Origin of the sequence: Streptomyces sp. NPDC021622 (assembly GCF_040640795.1) — a bacterium.
Classification (GTDB): Bacteria; Actinomycetota; Actinomycetes; order Streptomycetales; family Streptomycetaceae; genus Streptomyces.
This window is the reverse complement of the sequence record NZ_JBFACK010000007.1, coordinates 195,049-214,252: the sequence shown is the minus strand read 5'-3', so window position 1 is coordinate 214,252 and position 19,204 is coordinate 195,049. Positions and strand designations below refer to the sequence as shown.

Below are 19,204 nucleotides of genomic sequence, written 5' to 3'. Positions count from 1 at the left end.
CGCGAGCCTATGTCCAGGGGGGTAAGTGGCTCGTGGCTATGCGTGCCAGTGGCAGCGCAGCGCGGCGGTGGCGAAGCCGGGCCCGAAGGCGACGGTGACGCCGCGGGCGCCGTCGGCGGGCGGGTCGGTGTGCGTTCTCTCCAGGACCCGCAGGATGCTGACGCCGCCGAGGTTGCCCTCGTCGGCGAGGGTGTCGGTGGAGTGCCGGGCGTCATGGGCGGTGAGGCCGAGGGCGGTGGCGGTGTCGGCGATGATGCGGGGGCCGCCGGGGTGGATCACCGCGAAGTCGGGCTTGTGGGGGCCCTGCCAGTCCAGCACCGCGGGCAGGACGTCGTCCGCGGCGGTCACCGCCTTCTTGGTGGAGTCGAAGTGGAATCCGTCGGTGGCGATTCGGCCTTGGTAGCGGTCCAGGCTCTCCGGCAGGACGTACTCGAAGCTGTCGTCGATCGCGATCCCGGGACCGACCGGTTCGCCGGTGACGACCGTCGCGGCGGCGGAGTCCCCGAACAACGCCTTGTAGATCATCGATTCGATGCTGGTGTCGGCGTGGTTGTAGACCGTGGATATGGCCTCCGCGGCCACGACGAGGACCTTGCTGCCGGGGCGTGCTGCCACGAGGTCGGCGGCACGGATGAGGGCCTGGACGCCCCCGGCACACGCCAGGGTCGTCAGCGCGATGCGCCGCACCGTGGGGCGCAGCCCGAGCCGGGCGCAGAGCTGTACGTCGAGGTTGGGCACGGCCCAGCCGGTGACATGGGCGGTGACGATCGCGTCGATGTCCTGCGCGGCCAGCCCCGCCGCATCGAGGGCCGCGTGGGCGGCACGTTCCGCCATCACGAGAGAGTCCTGGAAAGCGGCCTCCGCCCGCACACCGACGTCGGCCGTGCCCGCGATGCCGGGGGAGTCGATGGGGCGGGTGAAGAAGCGCGTGCTCACACCGCAGTTGTCCACGACGCGGAGGATCGCGCCGAGCCGAGGATGGTCGGGGTGGTGCGTACGTATGTCGTCCGCGATTTCGGCGGTGGTGATCTTTTGGTCACCGAAGACGGTCTGGGGTCTTGACACATAGGCGGGCACGGGTGACTCCCACGGGGGCTGGATCGGAGTGGGGGGACGTGCGGCACAACGTACTTCACCGCGCTGAACTGGTCCCCTATCCGAAAGCCGGACGATTGGGAGATATATGACGTGCCGTCAGTGGGCCCGCAGCATAGGGGCGCGGGTATGGGCCCGCTTCTCGCCCGGGTGGAACACCAGGATGATCAGCCGTGCGCCGGGTGCCGTCATGGGCTGCGCCGCACACATGGTGAGCCAGCCGGGCCCCTGTTGGGCGTGGCGCAGGGGGCGTTCGTCGCCGTCGGGATGTGAGAAGAAGTCACCGGCTTCGTAGAGGGGAGCGGCCTCGGCGTCTTCGAGTACTTCCTTCTCTATCTGGCGCAGCACCTCGTCGTCCGGCCGGGACGCGAGCGCCGCGCGCAGTTGAGGCAGCACCATGGGGGCCCAGGCCGTGTGCCAGTCCGTCAGTGCTTCGCGGCCGCCGGAGTCCAGGAGCATCCACCGCATCGTGTTGGTGGGAACGACCCCGTTGGTGAACAGATCGGCGAACGGCTTGTTGTAGGCGAGCATGTCCCACGACGCGTCGGTGACGTACGCCATGTGCCCGATGCTCTCGACCGCCTCCTGCCAGACCCCGGGGATCTCCTTGCCCGACGACTGGTGCAACGGCCCCGGCGGCTCCTGCAGCAGCGCGTACCTGCAGAGCGAGACCCACTCCTGCTCGTTCAGCCCGAAGAGCCGCGCCACGTCCCGGAGCAGGGAGGTGGGCGGATTGGGGTAACTGCCCGACTCCAGGCGGTGATACGTCCCGATCGTCCGGTGCAGCAGTTGGTCCACCTGATGCTGCGAGAGGCCGCGCGCGCGCCGCCCCTGACCCGTGGGGCGGCTGAAGCCGTGCGCTTCGGGGGCGATGAGGGCGCGTCGTTCGCGGAGCAGAGCGCGCAGCGCCGTCTTGTTCATGGTGGGTAATCCCTCTGGGTACACGCCGAGTTGAGCATCAGCAGTCTAAATATTCCTAGCAGCTTTGGTAGTAAAGATTGCCCGAAGAAAAACGATCAGTGCGTACGGCATCATGGTCAGCGCGGGACCACCGACCTGCGAGTTCGATCGCCGGTGGGCACGTGGACACAACTGTGGGGCATCTTGACCGGGGAGCTTGAAATTGGCTGAAATTCCTCGGCGTTGGGTACCCCCTAGGCCCATTGGGCCGTAGCGGGAAGAGTATGGATCGGTTGTTCGTATTCCGATGCGTGTGGTCGGAAACGTCGCAGTCCGGGCCTACGACGCAACACTTCTCCGAACGGTTCCCTGGGTCCACTGGCTGCGGCCGGTGCCGTCACTCGCCATTACGTAGCGGCCACGGTACCGGCCGCCCGCGGTTGTCCACGGGCGGCCATCGCACGGCCCGGACGGCTCATCCGGCGGGCAGTTGCTCCTCCGCACGAGCCAGGATTTCCGTCACGCGCAGTCCGAACCGCACGTCACAGGCGTGCGGCCGACCGGAGCCCGCGGCCGCCACGAGCGCGTCGACCGCCGACCGGAACGCGTCGAGCGGCCCGCCTCCCGAAGGCATCAGCGTCGTCCCCGCCTCACCGCGCAGTTCCACGCTCACCCCGGATGCCTTGACGGGCGCCGTCAGGCTCAGCGCCGCCGTGCTCGACGCCCCGCCGGAATGCCGCAGGACCAGGTGGACCGTGTCCGCGGGGCCCGCCGCGGCCGTAACCGCGGTGACATCTCCGAGCAACGGCACCAGCATCGACAGGGCGTGCGGGCCGACGTCCCACAGGCCGCCACGCCGGGCACGCCATGGTGAGTCGAACGGGCTGCTCCCGTCCGGCGCGTAGAACGAGCCGTACCACTCCGCGCGGCCGGTGAACCAGCCGCCGGTCGCCGCCTGCCGGGCCATCCAGTCCGAGGTCGGCGCGGCGAAGCGCAGCGTGAAGAAGACGACGGACGCCACCCCGGCCGCGTCGGCCGCCGCCGCGAGGTCGCGCGCCGCGGCCACCGACGTCGCCACCGGCTTGTCCAGGAGCAGATGACAGCCCGCCGCCGCGGCCCGCGCGGCCAGCGGCGCCTGCACGTCCGGGGGTACCGCGAAGGCCACGGCGTCGCTCACGGCGAAGAGTTCGTCCACCTCCGCGTACGCCGGCACCGCGTGCGCCGAGGTGAGCGCTGCCGCCGCGTCGGGGCGACGGCCCCACACGCCGGCCAGTTCCACTTCCGGGTGCGCGGCGAGAGCGGGAGCGTGGGTGGACGAGGCCCAGGGGCCCGTGCCGACAAGGCCCATTCGCAGTCTCTTCATGGTCGGCATTATGGCTGACTCGCTACCTTCGGCGAAGGGCAAAGTCCAGTGAACACAAGGGCGTTGGCTCTTCTTCGCTGTTGCCGCGTACCCGTGAGTGGCTGGATCTCGTATCCGAACTCACCAGTAGTGAAAGCCCATTCACCCGCTATGGTGAATTCGCATTCACCTCACTTCTTCTGTATTCATTCCTCCCCGGTTACCTCGCCACTTCCCTCCCCCTTCGCGCCCGAGCTGGAGCGATCATGAAGCTTGTCCCGATATCCGCCGGAGAACGCACGGGCATATGCGCCCGACTGACCGTTCCCGTGCTGGCCTTCGGCGGCATCCTCATGGCGGTCGTGCAGACGGTGGTCGTACCGCTGCTCCCCGACCTGCCGCGGCTGACCGGCAGTTCACCGGGCGCGGTGTCCTGGCTGGTCACCGCCACGCTCCTGGCCGGTGCGGTCCTCACGCCCGTGCTCGGCAGGGCCGGCGACATGTACGGCAAGCGGCGGGTGCTGCTCGCCGCGCTCGGTCTGATGACCGCAGGGTCGGTGCTCTGCGCGCTGACCTCGGACATCCGGGTGCTGATCGCGGCCCGCGCGCTGCAGGGCGCGGCGGCCGCGGTCGTGCCGCTGTCGATCAGCATCCTGCGGGACGAACTGCCCCCGGAGCGCACCGGATCCGCCGTGGCCCTGATGAGCTCGACGGTCGGCATCGGGGCGGCGCTCGGCCTGCCGCTCGCCGCGCTGATCGTGCAGTACGCCGACTGGCACGCCATGTTCTGGGCCACGAGCGCGCTGGGCGCCGTCGGGCTCGCCCTCGCCTGGTGGACCGTGGCCGAGTCGCCGGTCCGCTCGCCGGGCCGCTTCGACACCTGGGGCGCCCTTGGGCTCGCGGCCGGGCTCGTCTGTCTGCTGCTCGCCGTGTCCCAGGGCGGGCAGTGGGGGTGGAGCAGTGCGCCCGTGATCGGCCTGTTCGCCGGGGCCGTCGTCATCCTGTCCGTGTGGTGGCGACAGCAACTGCGGGCGGAGCAGCCGCTGGTGGACCTGCGCCTGGCGGCCGGGCGGCGGGTGGCGCTGCCCCATGTGGCCGCGCTCCTGGCCGGGTTCGCCTTCTACGCCAACTCCCTCGTCACCGCCCAGCTGGTGCAGGCGCCGGTCGCCGGCGGCTACGGCCTTGGCCTCTCGATCGTGGCGACGGGCCTGTGTCTGCTGCCCAACGGAGTGATCATGCTGGTCCTCTCGCCCGTCTCGGCCCGCGTCTCCACCCGCCACGGCGCCCGCGTGACCCTGGCGATCGGCGGTGCCGTCATGGCGCTCGGCTATGCCGTGCGGATCGTGGACAGCCGCCATCTGTGGGTGATCATCCTGGGCGCGGCCGTGGTCTCGACGGGGACCACCTTCGCGTACTCGGCCCTGCCCACCCTGATCCTGCGGGCCGTGCCGCCGACCCAGACGGCGTCCGCGAGCGGAGTGAACGTGCTCATGCGCACCATCGGGCAGAGCGTGTGCAGTGCCGCGGTCGCCGCCGTGCTCGTCCGGCACGCCACCACCGTGGACGGGCTGCGGGTGCCGACCCTGCCCGGCTATCAACTGGCCTTCGCGATGGCGGGAATCATCGCGCTCGTCGCCTGCGCCACGGCCCTGGCCATACCCTCGGAGAAGGCACCGGACGGTCCGGAGCGGACGGCAGGGCGGCCAGGCCCCCTGGCGGCGGACGGCCCCGGAAGGGAGAAGCTGACGCCATGACCGCCTCGACAGCGGACGCCGGCCCCGAGGTCCACGGCCGCCGTGACGCCGAGGGGACCAAGGCCGCCATCATCCGGGCGGCCCGGTACCTCCTCGCCCGGCACGCGCACGCCGACATCACGCTCAGGGCCGTCGCCGAACGGGCCGGTGTGAGCCCTCCGTTGATCCTCAAGTACTTCGGCAACAAGGACGCGCTCTTCGCCCGCGTCATGTCCTTCGAGACCGATGCCGACGCCCTCCTGGACGCACCGCTCGCCGGGCTCGGCCGGCACATGGTCCACCATCTGCTGACCGGCCAGGCCGAGCACGGCGCCGACCCCATCCTGCGCATCGTCTTCGCCCCGCTCCACGGCGAACAGGGCGACATCCTGCGCAGCAACTTCCGTACGCAGGTGGCACAGCGCCTCGGCGAACGCCTCGAAGGACCGGACGCGGGCCTGCGCGCCGAGCTCGCGGTGGGCACGCTGCTCGGCCTGGGCGTGATGTACGGCATCGCCCGCGGGCCGCATGTGCGCGGCACGCCGATCGCCGAGATCACCGAGCGGTACGCGCCCACCGTGCAGGGCTTCCTCACACCTCCGTGAGGGCGCCGTCCGTCCGGGCGTCCTGCGCCGGGCGACGTGCAGCCCTTTAGGTCCGTCTCGCGCACGCGCTGCCCCATATGCGTATCGTCGACCGTGCGGTAGCGCTGCGTGCGGTCAAGCTCATGGGCCGCCTCCTGGACGCGGGGGGCCGCGCCGTCGGGTTCGTGCCCATAGATCTCTGGAACGGAGAGTACGCATGAATGACGCGAGTGAACGCCCCTTCCTGGCCCGCAAGTTGGGCATGCAGCGGCATCCGGAGGGCGGCTGGTTCGTCGAGACGTGGCGGGCGCACCACTCCTTCACGCCCGCCGGCTACCCCGGTGAGCGCGCGGCGGCCACCGCCATCTACTTCCTGCTCTGCCCGGGCGAGGAATCCGCCTGGCACGTGGTGCGCTCCGACGAGATCTGGCTGTGGCACCGCGGCGGCCCTCTCGACCTGCTCATCGGCGGCGACGGCGAGCTCCCGAAGGAGGGCACGGAGCCGATACGGATGGGCTCCTCCATAGAGGACGGCGAGCGCCCGCAGACCCTGGTCCCCGGCGGCATGTGGCAGTCGGCGCGCCCCGCCGGTGACGAACCGGTCCTGGTGAGCTGTGTCGTGTCGCCCGGCTTCGACTACGCGGACTTCCGACTGGCGGACTGAGGCGGCGCGGAGGCCGGATCGCCCTGCGGCGGGCAGACCACCGTCACCGCCGCACCCTTCCCCCGATGTACGGCCTTCCCTCGGTGCACGACCGCGACCGCCGCGAGCCCGACCGCGAGCCCCGACACCGTCTGTACGCCGAAGGGTTCGCCGAACATGAGCGCACCCCACAGCGCGGTGACCGGCGCCATCAGGAACATGAGCGTGTTGACCTGCGTGACCCCGGAGCGCCGCAGGATCAGCCAGTACAGCCCGTACCCACCGAAGGTGGACAGCGTCACGAGCCAGCTGATTGCCACCCAGAACGACGCCTCCGCGGGCGGCGTCGCGGCGCCCGCGGCCACCGCGAGCGCAGTGAAGACGACGGCGCTGGTGACGCAGTGGACGGTCATCGCGACCGCGGGAGCGACCGGACGGGGGGAACGGCGGTCCAGAAAGGTCGCCGCCACCAGCGAGAACATCCCGAGGAACGGCACCAGGTAGGCCCACCGGGGCGCATCGGTGCCGCCCGTCGCGTCCGCCGCCGTCACGATGGCGACCCCGGCCACACCGAGCCCCAGGCCCACCCACTGGGTGCGCGAGACGTACTGGCCGAGCAGCGGACCGGCCAGCGCGCCCGCCACCAGCGGCTGGGTGCCGTCGATCAGGGCGGTCGTGCCGCTGGAGACGCCGAGCTGGATCGCGTAGTACACGGTGAGCAGATAGCCGCTCTGTGACAGCGCCCCGACGGCCGCCTGCCGCACGGCGTCGCGCGCGGTGAATCCGCGCCAGGACGCCCGCGTCAGGGTGAGGGCGACGACCGCGAGCGCCAGCGCCAGCGGCAGGAATCTCCACATCAGGACCGTCACGGCGGACGCGCTGCCCGCGCCCAGCTTGGCCCCGATGAAGCCGGAGCTCCAGGTCAGCACGAAGGCGATCGAGAGCAGGAAGTTCACGGCGTCCCTCCGGATGAAGTAAACAGATCTGTCTACTCGCTCTCCCGAGTATACAGATCGGTTTAGTATGGGGACATGGATGAGAGTGGGAACGGGATCGCGAAGGCCGGTGCCGGTGCTGCTGTCGGCGCTGATGGCGCGCCGCGCAGGATCGTCATGACGCCGGGCGCCCGCCGGGCGCTGGACGCCGCGAGCCGGCTGTTCTACGAACGCGGCATCCATGCCGTCGGGGTGGACCTCATCGCCGCCGAGGCCGGCGTCACCAAGAAGACGCTGTACGACCGGTTCGGCTCCAAGGAGCAGATCGTCGTCGAGTATCTGGCGGGCCGCGACGAGCGCTGGCGCGCCTTCCTGGCCCCGTACGTCGAGGCCGCGACCACCCCGCGGGCCAAGATCCTGGCCGTCTTCGACGCCTCGCGCGACTGGGCGGAGGCGAACAGCGGCAAGGGGTGCAGCATGGTCAACGCGCACGCCGAGATCAGTGACCCGGCGCACCCCGCATATCAGGTCATCACCGGCCAGAAGGCCTGGATGCTCGCCCTGTTCACCGGTCTGGCCCGTGAACTCGCCCCCCGCCGGGCGGTGAGGCTCGGCCGGGCGCTGATGCTGCTGCACGAGGGCGGCCTGGTCGCGCACGGCCTGCACATCTTCCCTGACGCCATCGGCCACGCCCGCGGTGAGGCTGCGGCGCTGGTCAAGGGTGCGATGCCCGCCGTCGATCCGGGCCGCTGAAGCCGCTGTTGGGAAAGTCTTTGCCCGTGGCCGGAATGTGTCGTTCCGCGTTACCGGCGGATTGACCGTACGCAGTCGCAGGACACACTCTTGCTACATAGCTGCTGTCTACACCTAGTTTGCCGGGTGTGGCTCACAGGCAGCGCGAAGCAGGAGGTAGCGCATGTGTGGCATCACTGGCTGGGTCTCCTTCGACCGTGATCTGCGGACCGCGGCGGACACGCTGGACGTGATGACGGAGACGATGTCCTGCCGCGGCCCAGACGACCGCGGCACCTGGATCGAGGGGCCTGCCGGACTCGGGCACCGAAGGCTCGCCATCATCGATCTGCCGGGCGGACGCCAGCCCATGACCGCGCGCACGCCGCGCGGCACCGTCGCCCTCGTCTACTCGGGGGAGACGTACAACTTCACCGAACTGCGCCGCGAACTGACCGGGCGCGGCCACAAGTTCACCACCGAGTCCGACACCGAAGTCGTGCTGCGCGGCTATCTGGAGTGGGGCGAGGCGGTGGCCGAACGGCTGGGCGGCATGTACGCGTTCGCAGTGTGGGACGGCCGGCACGACAAACTCGTCATGATCCGCGACCGGATGGGCATCAAGCCCTTCTACTACTACGAGACCCCCGACGGCGTCCTGTTCGGCTCCGAGCCCAAGGCGATCCTCGCCAATCCGCTGGCCCGCGCACGGGTCGGCGCCGACGGCCTGCGGGAGATGTTCACCGTCGTCAAGACGCCAGGTCACGCCGTATGGGAGGGCATGCGCGAGGTCGAACCCGGCACGGTCGTCACCGTCGACCGCACCGGCCTTCGCCGCCACGTCTACTGGCAGTTGGAGACCCGCCCGCACCTCGACGGACGCGAGGAGTCCATCGCCAAGGTGCGCTCGCTCCTGGAGGACATCGTGCGGCGCCAGCTCGTCTCGGACGTGCCGCGCTGCACCCTGCTCTCCGGAGGGCTCGACTCCTCGGCGATGACCGCGCTCGCCGCGCGCCAACTGGCCGAAGCGGGGATGAGCGTACGCAGCTTCGCCGTCGACTTCGTCGGCCAGAGCGAGAACTTCGTCGCCGACGCGCTGCGCGCCACCCCGGACACGCCCTACGTGCACGACGTCGCGAAGGCGGCCGGCACCGAGCACCGCGACATCGTCCTCGACTCGCACGCGCTCGCCGACCCCGAGATCCGGGCCGCGATGATCCGCGCCCGCGACCTGCCCACGGGATTCGGGGACATGGACGCCTCGCTCTACCTCCTCTTCCGGGCCATCCGCGAACACTCCACGGTCGCGCTCTCGGGGGAGTCGGCGGACGAAGTCTTCGGCGGCTACCTGCAGTTCTTCGACGAAGAGGCCCGCGCGGCCGACACCTTCCCCTGGCTGGTGCGGTTCGCCGAGCACTTCGGCGACGACGGCGACGTACTGCGCCCGGACCTGACCGCCGCCCTCGACCTTCCCGCGTACGTCAAGGACAGCTATGCGACGGCGGTCGCGGGCGTCCAACGCCTCGACGGGGAGAGCGACTTCGAGTACCGGATGCGGAAGATCTGTCATCTGCACCTGACCCGCTTCGTCCGCGTCCTGCTCGACCGCAAGGACCGCGCGAGCATGGCCGTCGGCCTGGAGGTGCGGGTGCCGTTCTGCGACCACCGGCTCGTCGAGTACGTCTACAACACGCCCTGGTCCCTGAAGTCCTTCGACGGCAGGGAGAAGAGCCTGCTGCGCGAGGCGACGGCGGACGTCCTGCCGCGTTCCGTGTACGACAGGGTGAAGAGCCCCTATCCCTCCACCCAGGACCCGAAGTACGCCATCGCCCTCCAGGGGCACGTCAAGGACCTGCTCGCCGAGCCCGCACACCCGGTCTTCGACTTGGTGGACCGGGAGCGCGTTGCACGGGCGGCAGGGCGTGACGTACCGCAGATCACCCAGGCGTCACGGCGCGGGCTCGAGCGCACCCTGGACCTCGCGCTCTGGCTGGAGCTGTACTCCCCGGAGATCGTGCTGCCCTGAGCGGGCCGCTCACTGCCCCGAGCAGGTGCGGACCGTCGGCTGCGGCGGAACCTGCTCCGGGCGGGCGGGTTCCGCCGAGGTCGCCAGGGTGTCAAGGAACCGCTGGAGCGCGGGAGTGCCCCCGGGGCCCCGATCGCGGCGGATGGGCGGGACGGCCGCCGGGGCGGCGGACCCGCGCCGGTTCCCCGTGCTCGGGCAGGGTGGCTCCGCGGCGTCGACGGTCACGGCCCGGCGTATGAACTCGTCGACCGGCAGCCCGAGTCGGTCCGCATGACGCAGCAGCGCCGCGTACTCATCGGCCGTGAACAAGACCTGCACAGGCTTGGCACCGTCCATGAACGCATGATGACGCCCGAGGCCGCGCCGCGCGGTGCGGTTGGCATATTCGCGCTCGAAGGCGTGAAACAGAGCGTGGTCGGCACATGCCGGAACAAGGGTGGACCCCGACCGGACGGGGGAATCGCGATCGGGGCCCACATACCGTTCAACGGTGAACCAACGATGGGTGTTCCCAGGTCGGGCGGCTGTCGCTGTGAGCTGCGTTACGTGCAAGTCGGCGAGCGGGGGGTGTCCGGGGGGTCTCCGGGGGGTGTATCCACTGCCACCCCGATCTCGGGTCGTACGCCCAATGTGCAGGGCAGCCACTGTCCGTAACTTCAGAAAGGTGACGCAGTGAGCGTCCGCCGCGAAGGGATGGATCGCCATGTTTCGTCGTACGGGCACAGCCGGATCCGCCAGGAGCCCCGAGGCTCTGCGGCTGGTCAAGGTCAGCAAGACCTATGGGGCGGGCGAGAGCGCCGTGACCGCGCTCGACGGGGTGACCCTGAGTCTCCCGAGCGGAAGTTTCACCGCCGTGATGGGGCCCTCCGGGTCGGGGAAGTCGACCCTGCTGCAGTGCGCGGCCGGGCTCGACCGGCCCGACTCCGGAATCGTCGTGGTGGACGGCGAGGAGATGACGGGCGGCAGCGAGGCCGAGCTGACCAAGTTCCGCAGGCAGCGCATCGGCTTCGTCTTCCAGCAGTACAACCTGCTGCCCACCCTCAACGTCGCACAGAACACGACCCTGCCCCTCAAGCTCGCCCGGCGCCGGATCGACTACGACAAGGCGCGCGCCGTGCTCGCCCAGGTCGGCCTCGCCGACCGGCTTCGGCACCACCCCGACGAGCTGTCCGGCGGTCAGCGTCAGCGCGTGGCCATCGCCCGGGCCCTGGTCACCGAGCCGAGCGTGATCTTCGCGGACGAGCCGACCGGCGCCCTGGACACCCGCAGCGCGCGCGACGTACTGCACCTGCTCCAGGAGACGGTGCAGGCGCACGGCAGGACCGTGGTGATGGTGACCCACGACCCGGTCGCCGCCTCCTACGCCGACTCCGTGCTTTTCCTCGCCGACGGCCGCCTGGCCGGGCAGCTGACGTCCCCGACCGTCGACGCCGTCGCCGAGCGCCTCGCGCACCTGGGCGACGCCGTGGCCGGCTTCGACCGCGCCGTGCCGCTGGGGGTGTGAGCGATGTTCTCCCTGGCCCTGCGCTCCGTCCGGCAACGCCCCGGACGCCTCATCGCCACGCTGCTCTCCGCCTTCCTCGGCGCGGCGATCATCATGACGTTCAACTCGATGCACGACACCGCAGCCGCCCAGGGCGTCGACGACGTCAGCGCGGAGAGCCTCACCACCGCGGCGAGCGTCGTCGGCGGCTACGGCACACTCCTGGTGTTCTTCGCCGTCGCCTCCACGCTGACGGTGAACGTACGCCAGCGCGGCGAGGAGATCAGCCTGCTGCGCAGCACCGGGGCCACCCCGGCGCAGATCAAGCGGATGGTCGTCGGCGAGGCGGCGGTCGTCGCCCTGGTCGGATCGCTGCTCGCCATCGGTCCCGCGATGCTGGGCGGGCAGGCGCTGCTCGGCATGTTCCAGGACAGCGGGCAGGTCGCCGACGGCGTCGACTTCTCCTTCGGGCCGATCGCCCTGATGTCGGGCATCGACATCGCCCTGCTCGCTTCCGTGGGCGCCGCGTTCCTCGCGGTGCGGCGGGCGACCCGGGCGGCCGCCGGGGAGCGTAAGCCGCGGGGCCGGCTGCGGAGCTTCGCCGGCTGCGCGGCCGTCCTCGCCGGTGCCGCGGGCGTGCTGTCCACCTTCGCCTTCGACGCGAAGGACGCAGCGCTCATGGCGGCCCCCGCGTACGGGGCGATCCTGCTCTCGGTGGGCTTCGCCCTGCTCTCACCGAAGCTGCTTCGGGCCCTGCTCGGCACACTGGCCCGGCCGCTCGAGGCGCTCACCGGGGCGAGCGGCCATCTGACCGTGCTCAACATGCGGCGGCGCGCCGATCAGCTGGCCGGTGTGCTGATGCCGCTCATCGTCTTCACCGGCATGGCGACCGCGACGCTCTACATGCAGGCCGTCGAGAGCGACGCGATCAAGGCATCGGGTCTGGCCAAGTCCGTCGAGGACAAGAACCTGGAGACGCTGAACTTCGTGGTCGTCGGGATCATCGTGGTCTTCTCCTGCATCATGCTGATCAACAGTCTGTACGCCGCGACCTCCTACCGCGGCCGCGAGTTCGGCCAGCAGCGCCTGGCCGGGGCCACTCCGGGGCAGGTGCTCGGGATGGTCGGCGTCGAGGGTCTCGTCCTCACCACTACCGGAGTCTTCTTCGGCACGGTGGCGGGCCTCGCCGGAATCCTGCCCTTCAGCGCGGTCCGCACCGACACCCTCGTCCCCGGTCAGGGCCTGGGCATCTGGCTCACCATCGTCGGGGTCGCCGCCGCGGCAACGCTGATCACCAGCATCGCCACGGCCCGCCGCACGTTGCGTACCCCGGCGGTGGAGGCGGTCACACTGGCCGCATGACCGTCCGGTCAGTTCTCCGCGGCGGGTGCGCAACTGCTCCCAGGGCTCGGTATCTTCCGCTCCGTGAGGTAGTCGTCCACGGCATCGCGTGTGCAGCCACTGCGGTTGTACACGCTGTGTCCGTCGCCCTCGTACGGCAGCAGGACGGTGGTCCCGCGGGTCTGCCGGTGCACATTGGTCGCCCATGAGAAGTGGTTGGCCGGGTCGTGCATCGAATGCAGCATAAGGATCTTGGGCGCGTCGGTGATGCGGAGGCGGTGCTGGGGGTTGTTCACCTCGTCGGGCCAGCCTATGCAGGCGGCCACACCGGCGTGGACACGTGGTGAGCCGCGCAGGTGCGGTGCGGCCCGCAGTTCGGCTTCGGTCAGGCGGGCGAACTCCTTGTGGCTCTTGGGGCGGAACCGCCAGTCCTGGCAGAACGCGGCTTGGAACGGTTCCGCGGCCGTCTGCTGCGGCGCTGTCCGCGGGGGCTCTGCCCGGGGTCGCTGAGCGTCCGGCGGATCCTGCGCGTCGAGCTCGGCCAGGTACGTGGCAAGGCCGTCCCGGTCGGGGCCGTAGAACTTCTTGAAGGCGAAGAGCGCGATGGCGTTCGCGGTGAGTGCCTGGTCCGGGTTCTCCGGATCCCGTATCTCCCCTCGGTCCGCCTTGGCGAGCAGGCCGTCCCAGACGGCGGTGACATCCCGGCCGTGCAGTGCGCAGGAGCTGGTGCGGTCACACCACTTCGCGAACTGGTGGAACGAGTCCTCCGCGGTGGCGGCCGATGAGACGAGGAAGTCGCGGACGCCGAGGCTGTGGTCCATGTTCGCGGTGAGCGCCATCGTCCGGATCCGGTCGCCGTACTCCTCCGCATACTGCTCGCCGAGCAGTGTGCCGTAGGAGTGACCGAAGTAGTTGATCTTCTTCTCGCCCAGTGATCTGCGGACGGCGTCCATGTCCCTGACCACGCTCAAGGTGTCGGCGTGGTCGAAGACCGGGCCGGTGTGCCGTCGGCAGTCCTTGCGCAACGTGCGGTTGAATTCGGCGAGTTGACCGAACTCCGCCTGGTCGCGGGGGTAGGCGGACGGGCGCCGGTCCAGCAGCTCCTTGGAGCACTTCACCGGGTGGCTCGCGCCGACGCCGCGCGGGTCGAATCCGACGATGTCGAACTTCTCCTGCACCTCCGCGCTGAAGTGGGTCTTGGCGCGCCGCACGGCGAAGTCCACCCCCGAATCGCCCGGCCCGCCAGGGTTGACCATCAGCACGCCGATCCGGCGATCCGGGTCGGTCGCCTTGCGGCGGGCCACGGCGAGATCGAACTTCTCGCCGGTGGGGTGCGCCCAGTCGATGGGCAGCCGCAGGGTCCCGCAGTCCGCTTCGGCGTCCTGGGGGCAGGGCGTCCAGTCGATGGAGTCCGGCGTCGTCGGGCCGCGCCCGGGCGGATCGGCGTCCGCCGCCTGTACGCCCGGCGTCGCTGCCCCGGCGAGTACGCCGGCGGCGAGCACAGCAGTGAGCGCTGCGGTGAGTGTTCTTAAGTACGGTCGCATCAAGTCCCCTCTCACGAACCGGATCACGGGACGGTCTGTGATCGACGATGACCGTGAGTCGCCGGAGTCACAACCACGCGAGCCGGGAATCAGGGAAGGTGCCGGGGCATGATCAGGGTTGCCCTCAGGGTGGCGTGTCGGGGGTTGCCCCCCAAGGCCCCTGAGATGTCCCGGACTTGGAGCGGCAACGGCAACGTAGGCGCATGGAGCAGGCTGACTCAGGGCAGCAGCCGCGCCGCACGTGTCTGCAGATAGTGCCGCTCGGGAATGCTGAGGGTGCGCTGCGCCGCCGACTGGTAGGCGGCGCGGGCGGCTTCGGTCTCGCCGGCCTGCTCCAGGAGATGGGCGCGCACGGCGTCGAGCCGGTGGTGACCCGCCAACCGGTCGTCCAGTTCGGCGACTTCGGCGAGCCCGGCCCGCGGCCCGTGCACCATGGCGACGGCCACGGCCCGGCCCAGTTCGGCCATGGGATCAGGGGCACGGCGTACCAGGAGGTCGTACAGGGCGAGGATCTGCGGCCAGTCCGTGTCGTCGGCGCGCGCCGCCTCGTCGTGCAGCGCGGCGATCGCCGCCTGCAGCTGATAGGCGCCCGCCGGGCCCTGGGAGAGCGCCTCCTCGACCAGCGCGGAGCCTTCCTCGATCGCCCGCCGGTCCCAGCGGGAGCGGTCCTGCTCGTCGAGCGGGACGAGCTCGCCGTGCGGTCCGGTGCGGGCGGCGCTGCGGGCCTCGGTGAGCAGCATGAGCGCGAGCAGTCCGGTCACCGCGCCATCCGCGGGCAGCAGGGTGCGCACGGACCGGGTCAGCCGGATCGCCTCGCGGGCCAGGTCGGCGCGGTGCAGGGCGTTGCCGGAGGTCGCGGTGTAGCCCTCGTTGAAGATGAGGTAGAGCACCTGGAGCACCACCGCCAGCCGCTGATCCCGGTCGTCGGGGCCCGGCTGGCGAAACGGCACCCCCTTGATCTTCCCCTTGGCCCTGCTGATCCGCTGGGCCATCGTCGCCTCGGGCACCAGATGCGCGCGGGCGATCTCGGCGGTGGTCAGACCGCCGACGGCGCGCAGGGTCAGCGCGACCTGGGCGGCCGGGCTCAGGTCGGGGTGGCAGCAGAGGAAGAGCAGGGTGAGGGTGTCGTCCTCGGACGGCGCACGGCTCTCGCCGGGCGCGGGCGTGCTGAACGCGTCCCGCGGGGTGAGCTGGGCGTCCGCCTCCTCGCGCCGGCGCCGGGCCTCGTCGGCGCGCAGCTGGTCCATCAGCCGCCGCGACGCGACCCGGATCAGCCAGCCGCGCGGGTTGTCCGGCACACCCTCGTCGGGCCACTGCCGTGCCGCGGCGAGCAGCGCCTCCTGCACCGCGTCCTCGGCCTCGGTGAAGTGGCCGTAGCGGCGTACGAGCGCGCCGAGGACCTGCGGCGCGTGCAGGCGCAGCAGGTCCTCGGTGTCGGATGTGCCGTTCAGCACGCGTCGTCGGGGCCGCCCATGATTTGGCGGATCACCACGGGGTAGTTCGGCGCGCCCTCGGGAATCGGGCAGGTCTGGATCCGCTTGGCGATCTCCGTGACCCGGTCGAGGCTCTCGCATTCCAGGACCCAGTACCCGGCGAGCACCTCTTTCGTCTCGCCGTAGGGACCGTCCGTGATGACCGGGCGGCCGTCCTTGTCCACGTCGACCAGGCGGGTCTGCGCGGGCTCTGCCAGACCCTGCCCGTCGACCATCTCGCCGGACTCGGCCAGATCGTCATTGAGCGCGCCCATGAAGGCGAACATCGCCTGCAGGTCCTTCTCGCTCCAGCCCGGGCTTGTCGCGGTCGCCTTGCCGCTCTGCGCCTCGTAGTCGGCCTGCGTGCCCTGAACCATCACCAGGTACTTCATGATGTCGCTCCTCGGCTGTGGGGTGCCGCCCCTTGTGGGCGACTTTCACAGGGGACGTCGGAGCCGACAACCCGTTCTCGACATTACGCCGAAAGAATCTTGAGGCCACCTGAGGCGAGGGGCATTACCGTCCACCCATGACGTACGCAGACCGATCCGCCCAGTTCCGCGCCCTGCACCGGGCAGGACAGCCCCTGCTGCTGCCCAACGCCTGGGACCACGCCTCCGCCGCCGCGCTCGCCCACAGCGGCTTCGCGGCGATCGGCACCACCAGCCTCGGTGTCGCGTCCGCCGCAGGAAAGGCGGACGCCACGGGCGACACACGCGAGGAGACCCTGCGCCTGGCCCGCGGCCTGGCCCGGCTGCCCGCACTGATCACCGTCGACATCGAGGGCGGCTTCGCCGAGCGCCCGGCCGACGTGGCGAAGCTCGCCGCCGAGCTTGCCGGGGCGGGCGTCGTCGGTGTGAACATCGAGGACGGCCGCCCGGACGGCACCCTCACCGACACCGCCACCCAATGCGAGCTGATCCGTGCCATCAAGGAGACGGTCCCGGACCTCTTCGTCAACGCGCGCACGGACACGTACTGGCTGAGCGCCGGGGAGGCGGGGGAGACCGAACGCCGGGCCGCCGCGTATCAACAGGCGGGCGCCGACGGCCTGTTCGTGCCGGCGCTCCAGGACGAGAAGACCATCGCGGCCCTGGTGGCGGCCTTCGACCTGCCCCTCAACATCCTCTACGCCCCCGGCCGCCTCACCTACGCCCACCTCGCAGACCTCGGAGTTCGCCGGGTGAGCACCGGCTCCCTCCTCTTCCGGGCGTCCCTCCATGCGGCCGTCACTACGGCCCAGGCGGTCGAGCGGGGCGACGCACTGCCGGAGGGCCTGCCTTCGTACGCGGATGCTGAAGCCCTCTCCGCCGGTTACGACCAGGGGGCGGACCAGAGGGCCTAGTGGGGGCTCGGGCAGGATGAGCTCCCATGGGGTGCAGGGGAGACGGGCTCATGGAGTTGCTGCGGCGTGCCGGGCTGGAAAGCGCGGGCGACCGGTCGGCCGAGGAGGTGCCGCCTCCCGGGGCCGCATGGCGATGGATCGTCGCGGGTGAGGTCGCGCCGGCCGTGCGCGTGCGGAGGGACCGACCTGATCCGGTCGTCGAGGTCAACGCGCAGTGGCACCGGCTGGCGACCAGGGCCGGGATCTTCGGCGGGGACGGTGTCTTCCTCATCGACGTCCAGGACGACGGAGAGGGTCACGGGCCGCGACGGTGGACGCGGGTGCGGCTCAGCACCGAGTGGGATCTCGCCGGAGTGCTCGGCGCGAACCCTGGCGAGCCGCGGTTCGTCACCCTCTCGCCGGACGGGGAAGCCCTGCTGGGCGTGGTCACCGTGGCGGACGAGGTCTGGCTCGTCGCCGTGGACCGTATGCGCCACCGGCGAGAGGAAGCGGCGAGGGAAGCGGCCCGGGAGACCCCGCAGGAGCGGAGTGCCGCCTGGGATTGCCTGCTCCAAGGGCCGGGCCCTGTGCGGAGCGTGCGCGAATCGTGGGCGCATGGCCTGGCGCTCAACCCGGCCACCCCCGATGAGCTGCGTGCCGGTCTGCTGGGGCGGTCGCACCACCTCCTGTGGCGTCCGTTGCCGACGGCGGTCGTCGAGGCGGCCATGGCCCACCCGGACCGCAAGCTGCGGCAGCTCTTGGCCGACGCCCAGCCGAACATCACGGCCGAGCAGTGGGCTCGCCTGATCCTGGGCGAAGCGGCGCCCCGGGACCGCTGGATCCTCACCATGATCGCTGCGGATCGGCGCGCCCTGCTCACGGACGCCGCCTACGCACGGCTCGCCGCCGACGCTTCCGCGCAGGTCCGTGAAGAAGCCGTCCGGCTCACGGGACTGCCCGTCAGGACCCTCACCACCCTGGCCGCCGACCCCGACCCGTCCGTGCGTGCCTCGGCCTGCGAGCGTGCCTGGCCCCATCTGGACAGCCGGGCCAGGAGCAGGCTCCTCGACGACCCCGTCGGCACGGTCCGCGTCGCGGCACTGCTCCAGCACCACCAGGAGCACCCGATGTCCCGCTCGGCCTTCGACTCCGCGGAGTTCGGGGACCGAGCGGTGAAGACCTGCTGTCTGGCGCGCGACCTCGCCGAGCACCTGGTCCGGCACGGCGACCCTGCCCGGCGCCGGGCCCTCGCGGGCAACCCTCGCCTGGACCCGGACCTCGTCGACCGCCTTGCCAAGGACTCCGACGCAACCGTCCGCTTCCAGGTCTCCCTACGCCCCGGCCTCACCGAGGAGCAACGGGCGGAGATCGACATCGACTTCGATCCGGGCGTCCACCACCACGCGCTCGCCTGGGTCACGGCCCTGCACGGCGATCCCGCCGCCATGCGCCGGCTGGCTGCCTCCTCGCACCCCCTTGTACGCAGAAGCGTCGCCCGCGCCAGGAACCTCGCACCGGACGTCGTCGACCGCCTGGCCCGCGACGAGGACCGTATCGTCCGGCTCTTCCTCGCCGAATCCTGCGACGACGCGCCTGCCGGCATGCTGCTGGAGGTGTGGCAGTGGTGGACCGGCAGCCTCAGCGTCCCCGACCGCCCCCGCGGCCACCCCAACTTCCCCCGTAGCGGCCTCCTCCGCTTCGCCCGGGATCCGAACCCCCGGATGCGTCAACTGGCCATGGACGATCCGGAGTCGACGGCCGAGCTGGTCGAGCGGCACAGCCGGGACACGCACGAGGAAGTGCGGTACCGGGCCGCAACCGACCCGCGGCTGACCGTGGCGTCGGCGGTGTTTCTGCTCGACGACCCGAACGAGCGTGTACGCCACGCGGCCGCCCGGCACCCGCAACTGCCCGCACGTGTGCTGGTCCGGCTGCTGCGGGACCCCGAAACCGCGCAAGTGGCCGCGCAGCACCCGGCACTGCCCGTTTCCGTCATGCGGTATCTGCTCGCGCCTCGCGACAGAGGCTTCTGACCAAGGATCTTCCGGAC

The 19,204-nt window shown here is 70.9% G+C and carries 17 protein-coding genes; 9 read left to right on the top strand and 8 right to left on the bottom strand.

The genetic code is table 11. The features are described from left to right. Positions 1-36: 36 nt before the first annotated feature. The 3 genes from AB0G47_RS16380 to AB0G47_RS16370 form a co-directional block, all read right to left on the bottom strand. Positions 37-1,077 carry a PhlD gene (locus AB0G47_RS16380; protein WP_360769550.1) on the bottom strand — a complete coding sequence of 347 codons (1,041 nt, stop codon included), beginning with the start codon at positions 1,075-1,077 and terminating at the stop codon, positions 37-39. A 117-nt stretch (positions 1,078-1,194) separates the two neighbouring features. Beyond that, positions 1,195-2,016 (bottom strand): helix-turn-helix domain-containing protein, encoded by an 822-nt coding sequence (locus AB0G47_RS16375; protein WP_360769548.1) that lies wholly within the window; start codon positions 2,014-2,016, stop codon positions 1,195-1,197. 454 nt (positions 2,017-2,470) lie between these two features. After that, positions 2,471-3,367: a Gfo/Idh/MocA family oxidoreductase gene (locus AB0G47_RS16370; protein ID WP_360769546.1), complete on the bottom strand. Its 897-nt coding sequence runs from the start codon at positions 3,365-3,367 to the stop codon at positions 2,471-2,473. 236 nt (positions 3,368-3,603) lie between these two features. On the opposite strand from AB0G47_RS16370, the gene AB0G47_RS16365 reads away from it, so the two are divergent. From AB0G47_RS16365 to AB0G47_RS16355, 3 genes are all read left to right on the top strand, one after another. Next, on the top strand, positions 3,604-5,091 hold the full coding sequence (locus AB0G47_RS16365; RefSeq protein WP_360769543.1) for an MFS transporter: 1,488 nt from the start codon (positions 3,604-3,606) through the stop codon (positions 5,089-5,091). Further along, positions 5,088-5,675: a TetR family transcriptional regulator gene (locus AB0G47_RS16360; RefSeq protein ID WP_360769541.1), complete on the top strand. Its 588-nt coding sequence runs from the start codon at positions 5,088-5,090 to the stop codon at positions 5,673-5,675. The genes AB0G47_RS16365 and AB0G47_RS16360 overlap by 4 nt, the downstream gene beginning before the upstream one ends. A gap of 196 nt (positions 5,676-5,871) precedes the next feature. Continuing rightward, entirely contained in the window at positions 5,872-6,318 is a 447-nt protein-coding gene (locus tag AB0G47_RS16355) for a cupin domain-containing protein (protein WP_360769538.1), read from the top strand. Here the strand turns inward: AB0G47_RS16355 and AB0G47_RS16350 are convergent. Next, positions 6,291-7,253 carry a DMT family transporter gene (locus AB0G47_RS16350; protein ID WP_360769536.1) on the bottom strand — a complete coding sequence of 321 codons (963 nt, stop codon included), beginning with the start codon at positions 7,251-7,253 and terminating at the stop codon, positions 6,291-6,293. The two genes, AB0G47_RS16355 and AB0G47_RS16350, sit on opposite strands and share 28 nt — an antisense overlap. Positions 7,254-7,409: 156 nt before the next feature. Here AB0G47_RS16350 and AB0G47_RS16345 point away from each other — a divergent pair, with 156 nt between their 5' ends. Further along, positions 7,410-7,985, top strand: coding sequence for a helix-turn-helix domain-containing protein (locus AB0G47_RS16345; RefSeq protein ID WP_360769994.1), 576 nt, complete (start codon positions 7,410-7,412; stop codon positions 7,983-7,985). A gap of 163 nt (positions 7,986-8,148) precedes the next feature. Continuing rightward, the gene (gene asnB / locus AB0G47_RS16340; RefSeq protein ID WP_360769534.1) at positions 8,149-9,990 is read left to right on the top strand and encodes an asparagine synthase (glutamine-hydrolyzing); all 1,842 of its coding nucleotides are present in this window, start codon (positions 8,149-8,151) and stop codon (positions 9,988-9,990) included. A 9-nt stretch (positions 9,991-9,999) separates the two neighbouring features. Here asnB and AB0G47_RS16335 read toward each other — a convergent pair whose 3' ends face one another. Beyond that, positions 10,000-10,326: a hypothetical protein gene (locus AB0G47_RS16335; RefSeq protein WP_360769532.1), complete on the bottom strand. Its 327-nt coding sequence runs from the start codon at positions 10,324-10,326 to the stop codon at positions 10,000-10,002. Positions 10,327-10,693: 367 nt separating this feature from the next. Here AB0G47_RS16335 and AB0G47_RS16330 point away from each other — a divergent pair, with 367 nt between their 5' ends. Then, positions 10,694-11,494: an ABC transporter ATP-binding protein gene (locus AB0G47_RS16330; RefSeq protein ID WP_360769529.1), complete on the top strand. Its 801-nt coding sequence runs from the start codon at positions 10,694-10,696 to the stop codon at positions 11,492-11,494. 3 nt (positions 11,495-11,497) lie between these two features. Then, positions 11,498-12,835 (top strand): FtsX-like permease family protein, encoded by a 1,338-nt coding sequence (locus AB0G47_RS16325; RefSeq protein WP_360769526.1) that lies wholly within the window; start codon positions 11,498-11,500, stop codon positions 12,833-12,835. An 8-nt stretch (positions 12,836-12,843) separates the two neighbouring features. Here the strand turns inward: AB0G47_RS16325 and AB0G47_RS16320 are convergent, their stop codons facing one another. The 3 genes from AB0G47_RS16320 to AB0G47_RS16310 all read right to left on the bottom strand — a co-directional run bounded on the left by AB0G47_RS16320 (position 12,844) and on the right by AB0G47_RS16310 (position 16,222). Further along, entirely contained in the window at positions 12,844-14,358 is a 1,515-nt protein-coding gene (locus AB0G47_RS16320) for an alpha/beta fold hydrolase (RefSeq protein ID WP_360769524.1), read from the bottom strand. Between the two features lie 218 nt (positions 14,359-14,576). Then, a complete protein-coding gene (locus tag AB0G47_RS16315) occupies positions 14,577-15,809 on the bottom strand; it encodes a sigma-70 family RNA polymerase sigma factor (RefSeq protein ID WP_360769992.1) in 1,233 nt (410 codons plus the stop codon). Continuing rightward, positions 15,806-16,222: a YciI family protein gene (locus tag AB0G47_RS16310; protein WP_360769521.1), complete on the bottom strand. Its 417-nt coding sequence runs from the start codon at positions 16,220-16,222 to the stop codon at positions 15,806-15,808. Before AB0G47_RS16310 ends, AB0G47_RS16315 begins: the two co-directional genes overlap by 4 nt. Positions 16,223-16,359: 137 nt before the next feature. On the opposite strand from AB0G47_RS16310, the gene AB0G47_RS16305 reads away from it, so the two are divergent. Continuing rightward, entirely contained in the window at positions 16,360-17,175 is an 816-nt protein-coding gene (locus tag AB0G47_RS16305) for an isocitrate lyase/phosphoenolpyruvate mutase family protein (protein WP_360769520.1), read from the top strand. A 26-nt stretch (positions 17,176-17,201) separates the two neighbouring features. Next, positions 17,202-19,187, top strand: coding sequence for a PE-PGRS family protein (locus tag AB0G47_RS16300; protein ID WP_360769518.1), 1,986 nt, complete (start codon positions 17,202-17,204; stop codon positions 19,185-19,187). The last annotated feature ends 17 nt before the right edge of the window (positions 19,188-19,204 follow it).

Coding starts and splice junctions, on each gene's coding strand:
- AB0G47_RS16375 (WP_360769548.1), bottom strand. CDS start 2,016: ATGAACAAGACGGCGCTGCGCGCTCTGCTCCGCGAACGACGCGCCCTC.
- AB0G47_RS16370 (WP_360769546.1), bottom strand. CDS start 3,367: ATGCCGACCATGAAGAGACTGCGAATGGGCCTTGTCGGCACGGGCCCC.
- AB0G47_RS16365 (WP_360769543.1), top strand. CDS start 3,604: ATGAAGCTTGTCCCGATATCCGCCGGAGAACGCACGGGCATATGCGCC.
- AB0G47_RS16360 (WP_360769541.1), top strand. CDS start 5,088: ATGACCGCCTCGACAGCGGACGCCGGCCCCGAGGTCCACGGCCGCCGT.
- AB0G47_RS16355 (WP_360769538.1), top strand. CDS start 5,872: ATGAATGACGCGAGTGAACGCCCCTTCCTGGCCCGCAAGTTGGGCATG.
- AB0G47_RS16345 (WP_360769994.1), top strand. CDS start 7,410: ATGACGCCGGGCGCCCGCCGGGCGCTGGACGCCGCGAGCCGGCTGTTC.
- asnB (WP_360769534.1), top strand. CDS start 8,149: ATGTGTGGCATCACTGGCTGGGTCTCCTTCGACCGTGATCTGCGGACC.
- AB0G47_RS16335 (WP_360769532.1), bottom strand. CDS start 10,326: ATGGACGGTGCCAAGCCTGTGCAGGTCTTGTTCACGGCCGATGAGTAC.
- AB0G47_RS16330 (WP_360769529.1), top strand. CDS start 10,694: ATGTTTCGTCGTACGGGCACAGCCGGATCCGCCAGGAGCCCCGAGGCT.
- AB0G47_RS16325 (WP_360769526.1), top strand. CDS start 11,498: ATGTTCTCCCTGGCCCTGCGCTCCGTCCGGCAACGCCCCGGACGCCTC.
- AB0G47_RS16320 (WP_360769524.1), bottom strand. CDS start 14,358: ATGCGACCGTACTTAAGAACACTCACCGCAGCGCTCACTGCTGTGCTC.
- AB0G47_RS16310 (WP_360769521.1), bottom strand. CDS start 16,222: ATGAAGTACCTGGTGATGGTTCAGGGCACGCAGGCCGACTACGAGGCG.
- AB0G47_RS16305 (WP_360769520.1), top strand. CDS start 16,360: ATGACGTACGCAGACCGATCCGCCCAGTTCCGCGCCCTGCACCGGGCA.
- AB0G47_RS16300 (WP_360769518.1), top strand. CDS start 17,202: ATGGGGTGCAGGGGAGACGGGCTCATGGAGTTGCTGCGGCGTGCCGGG.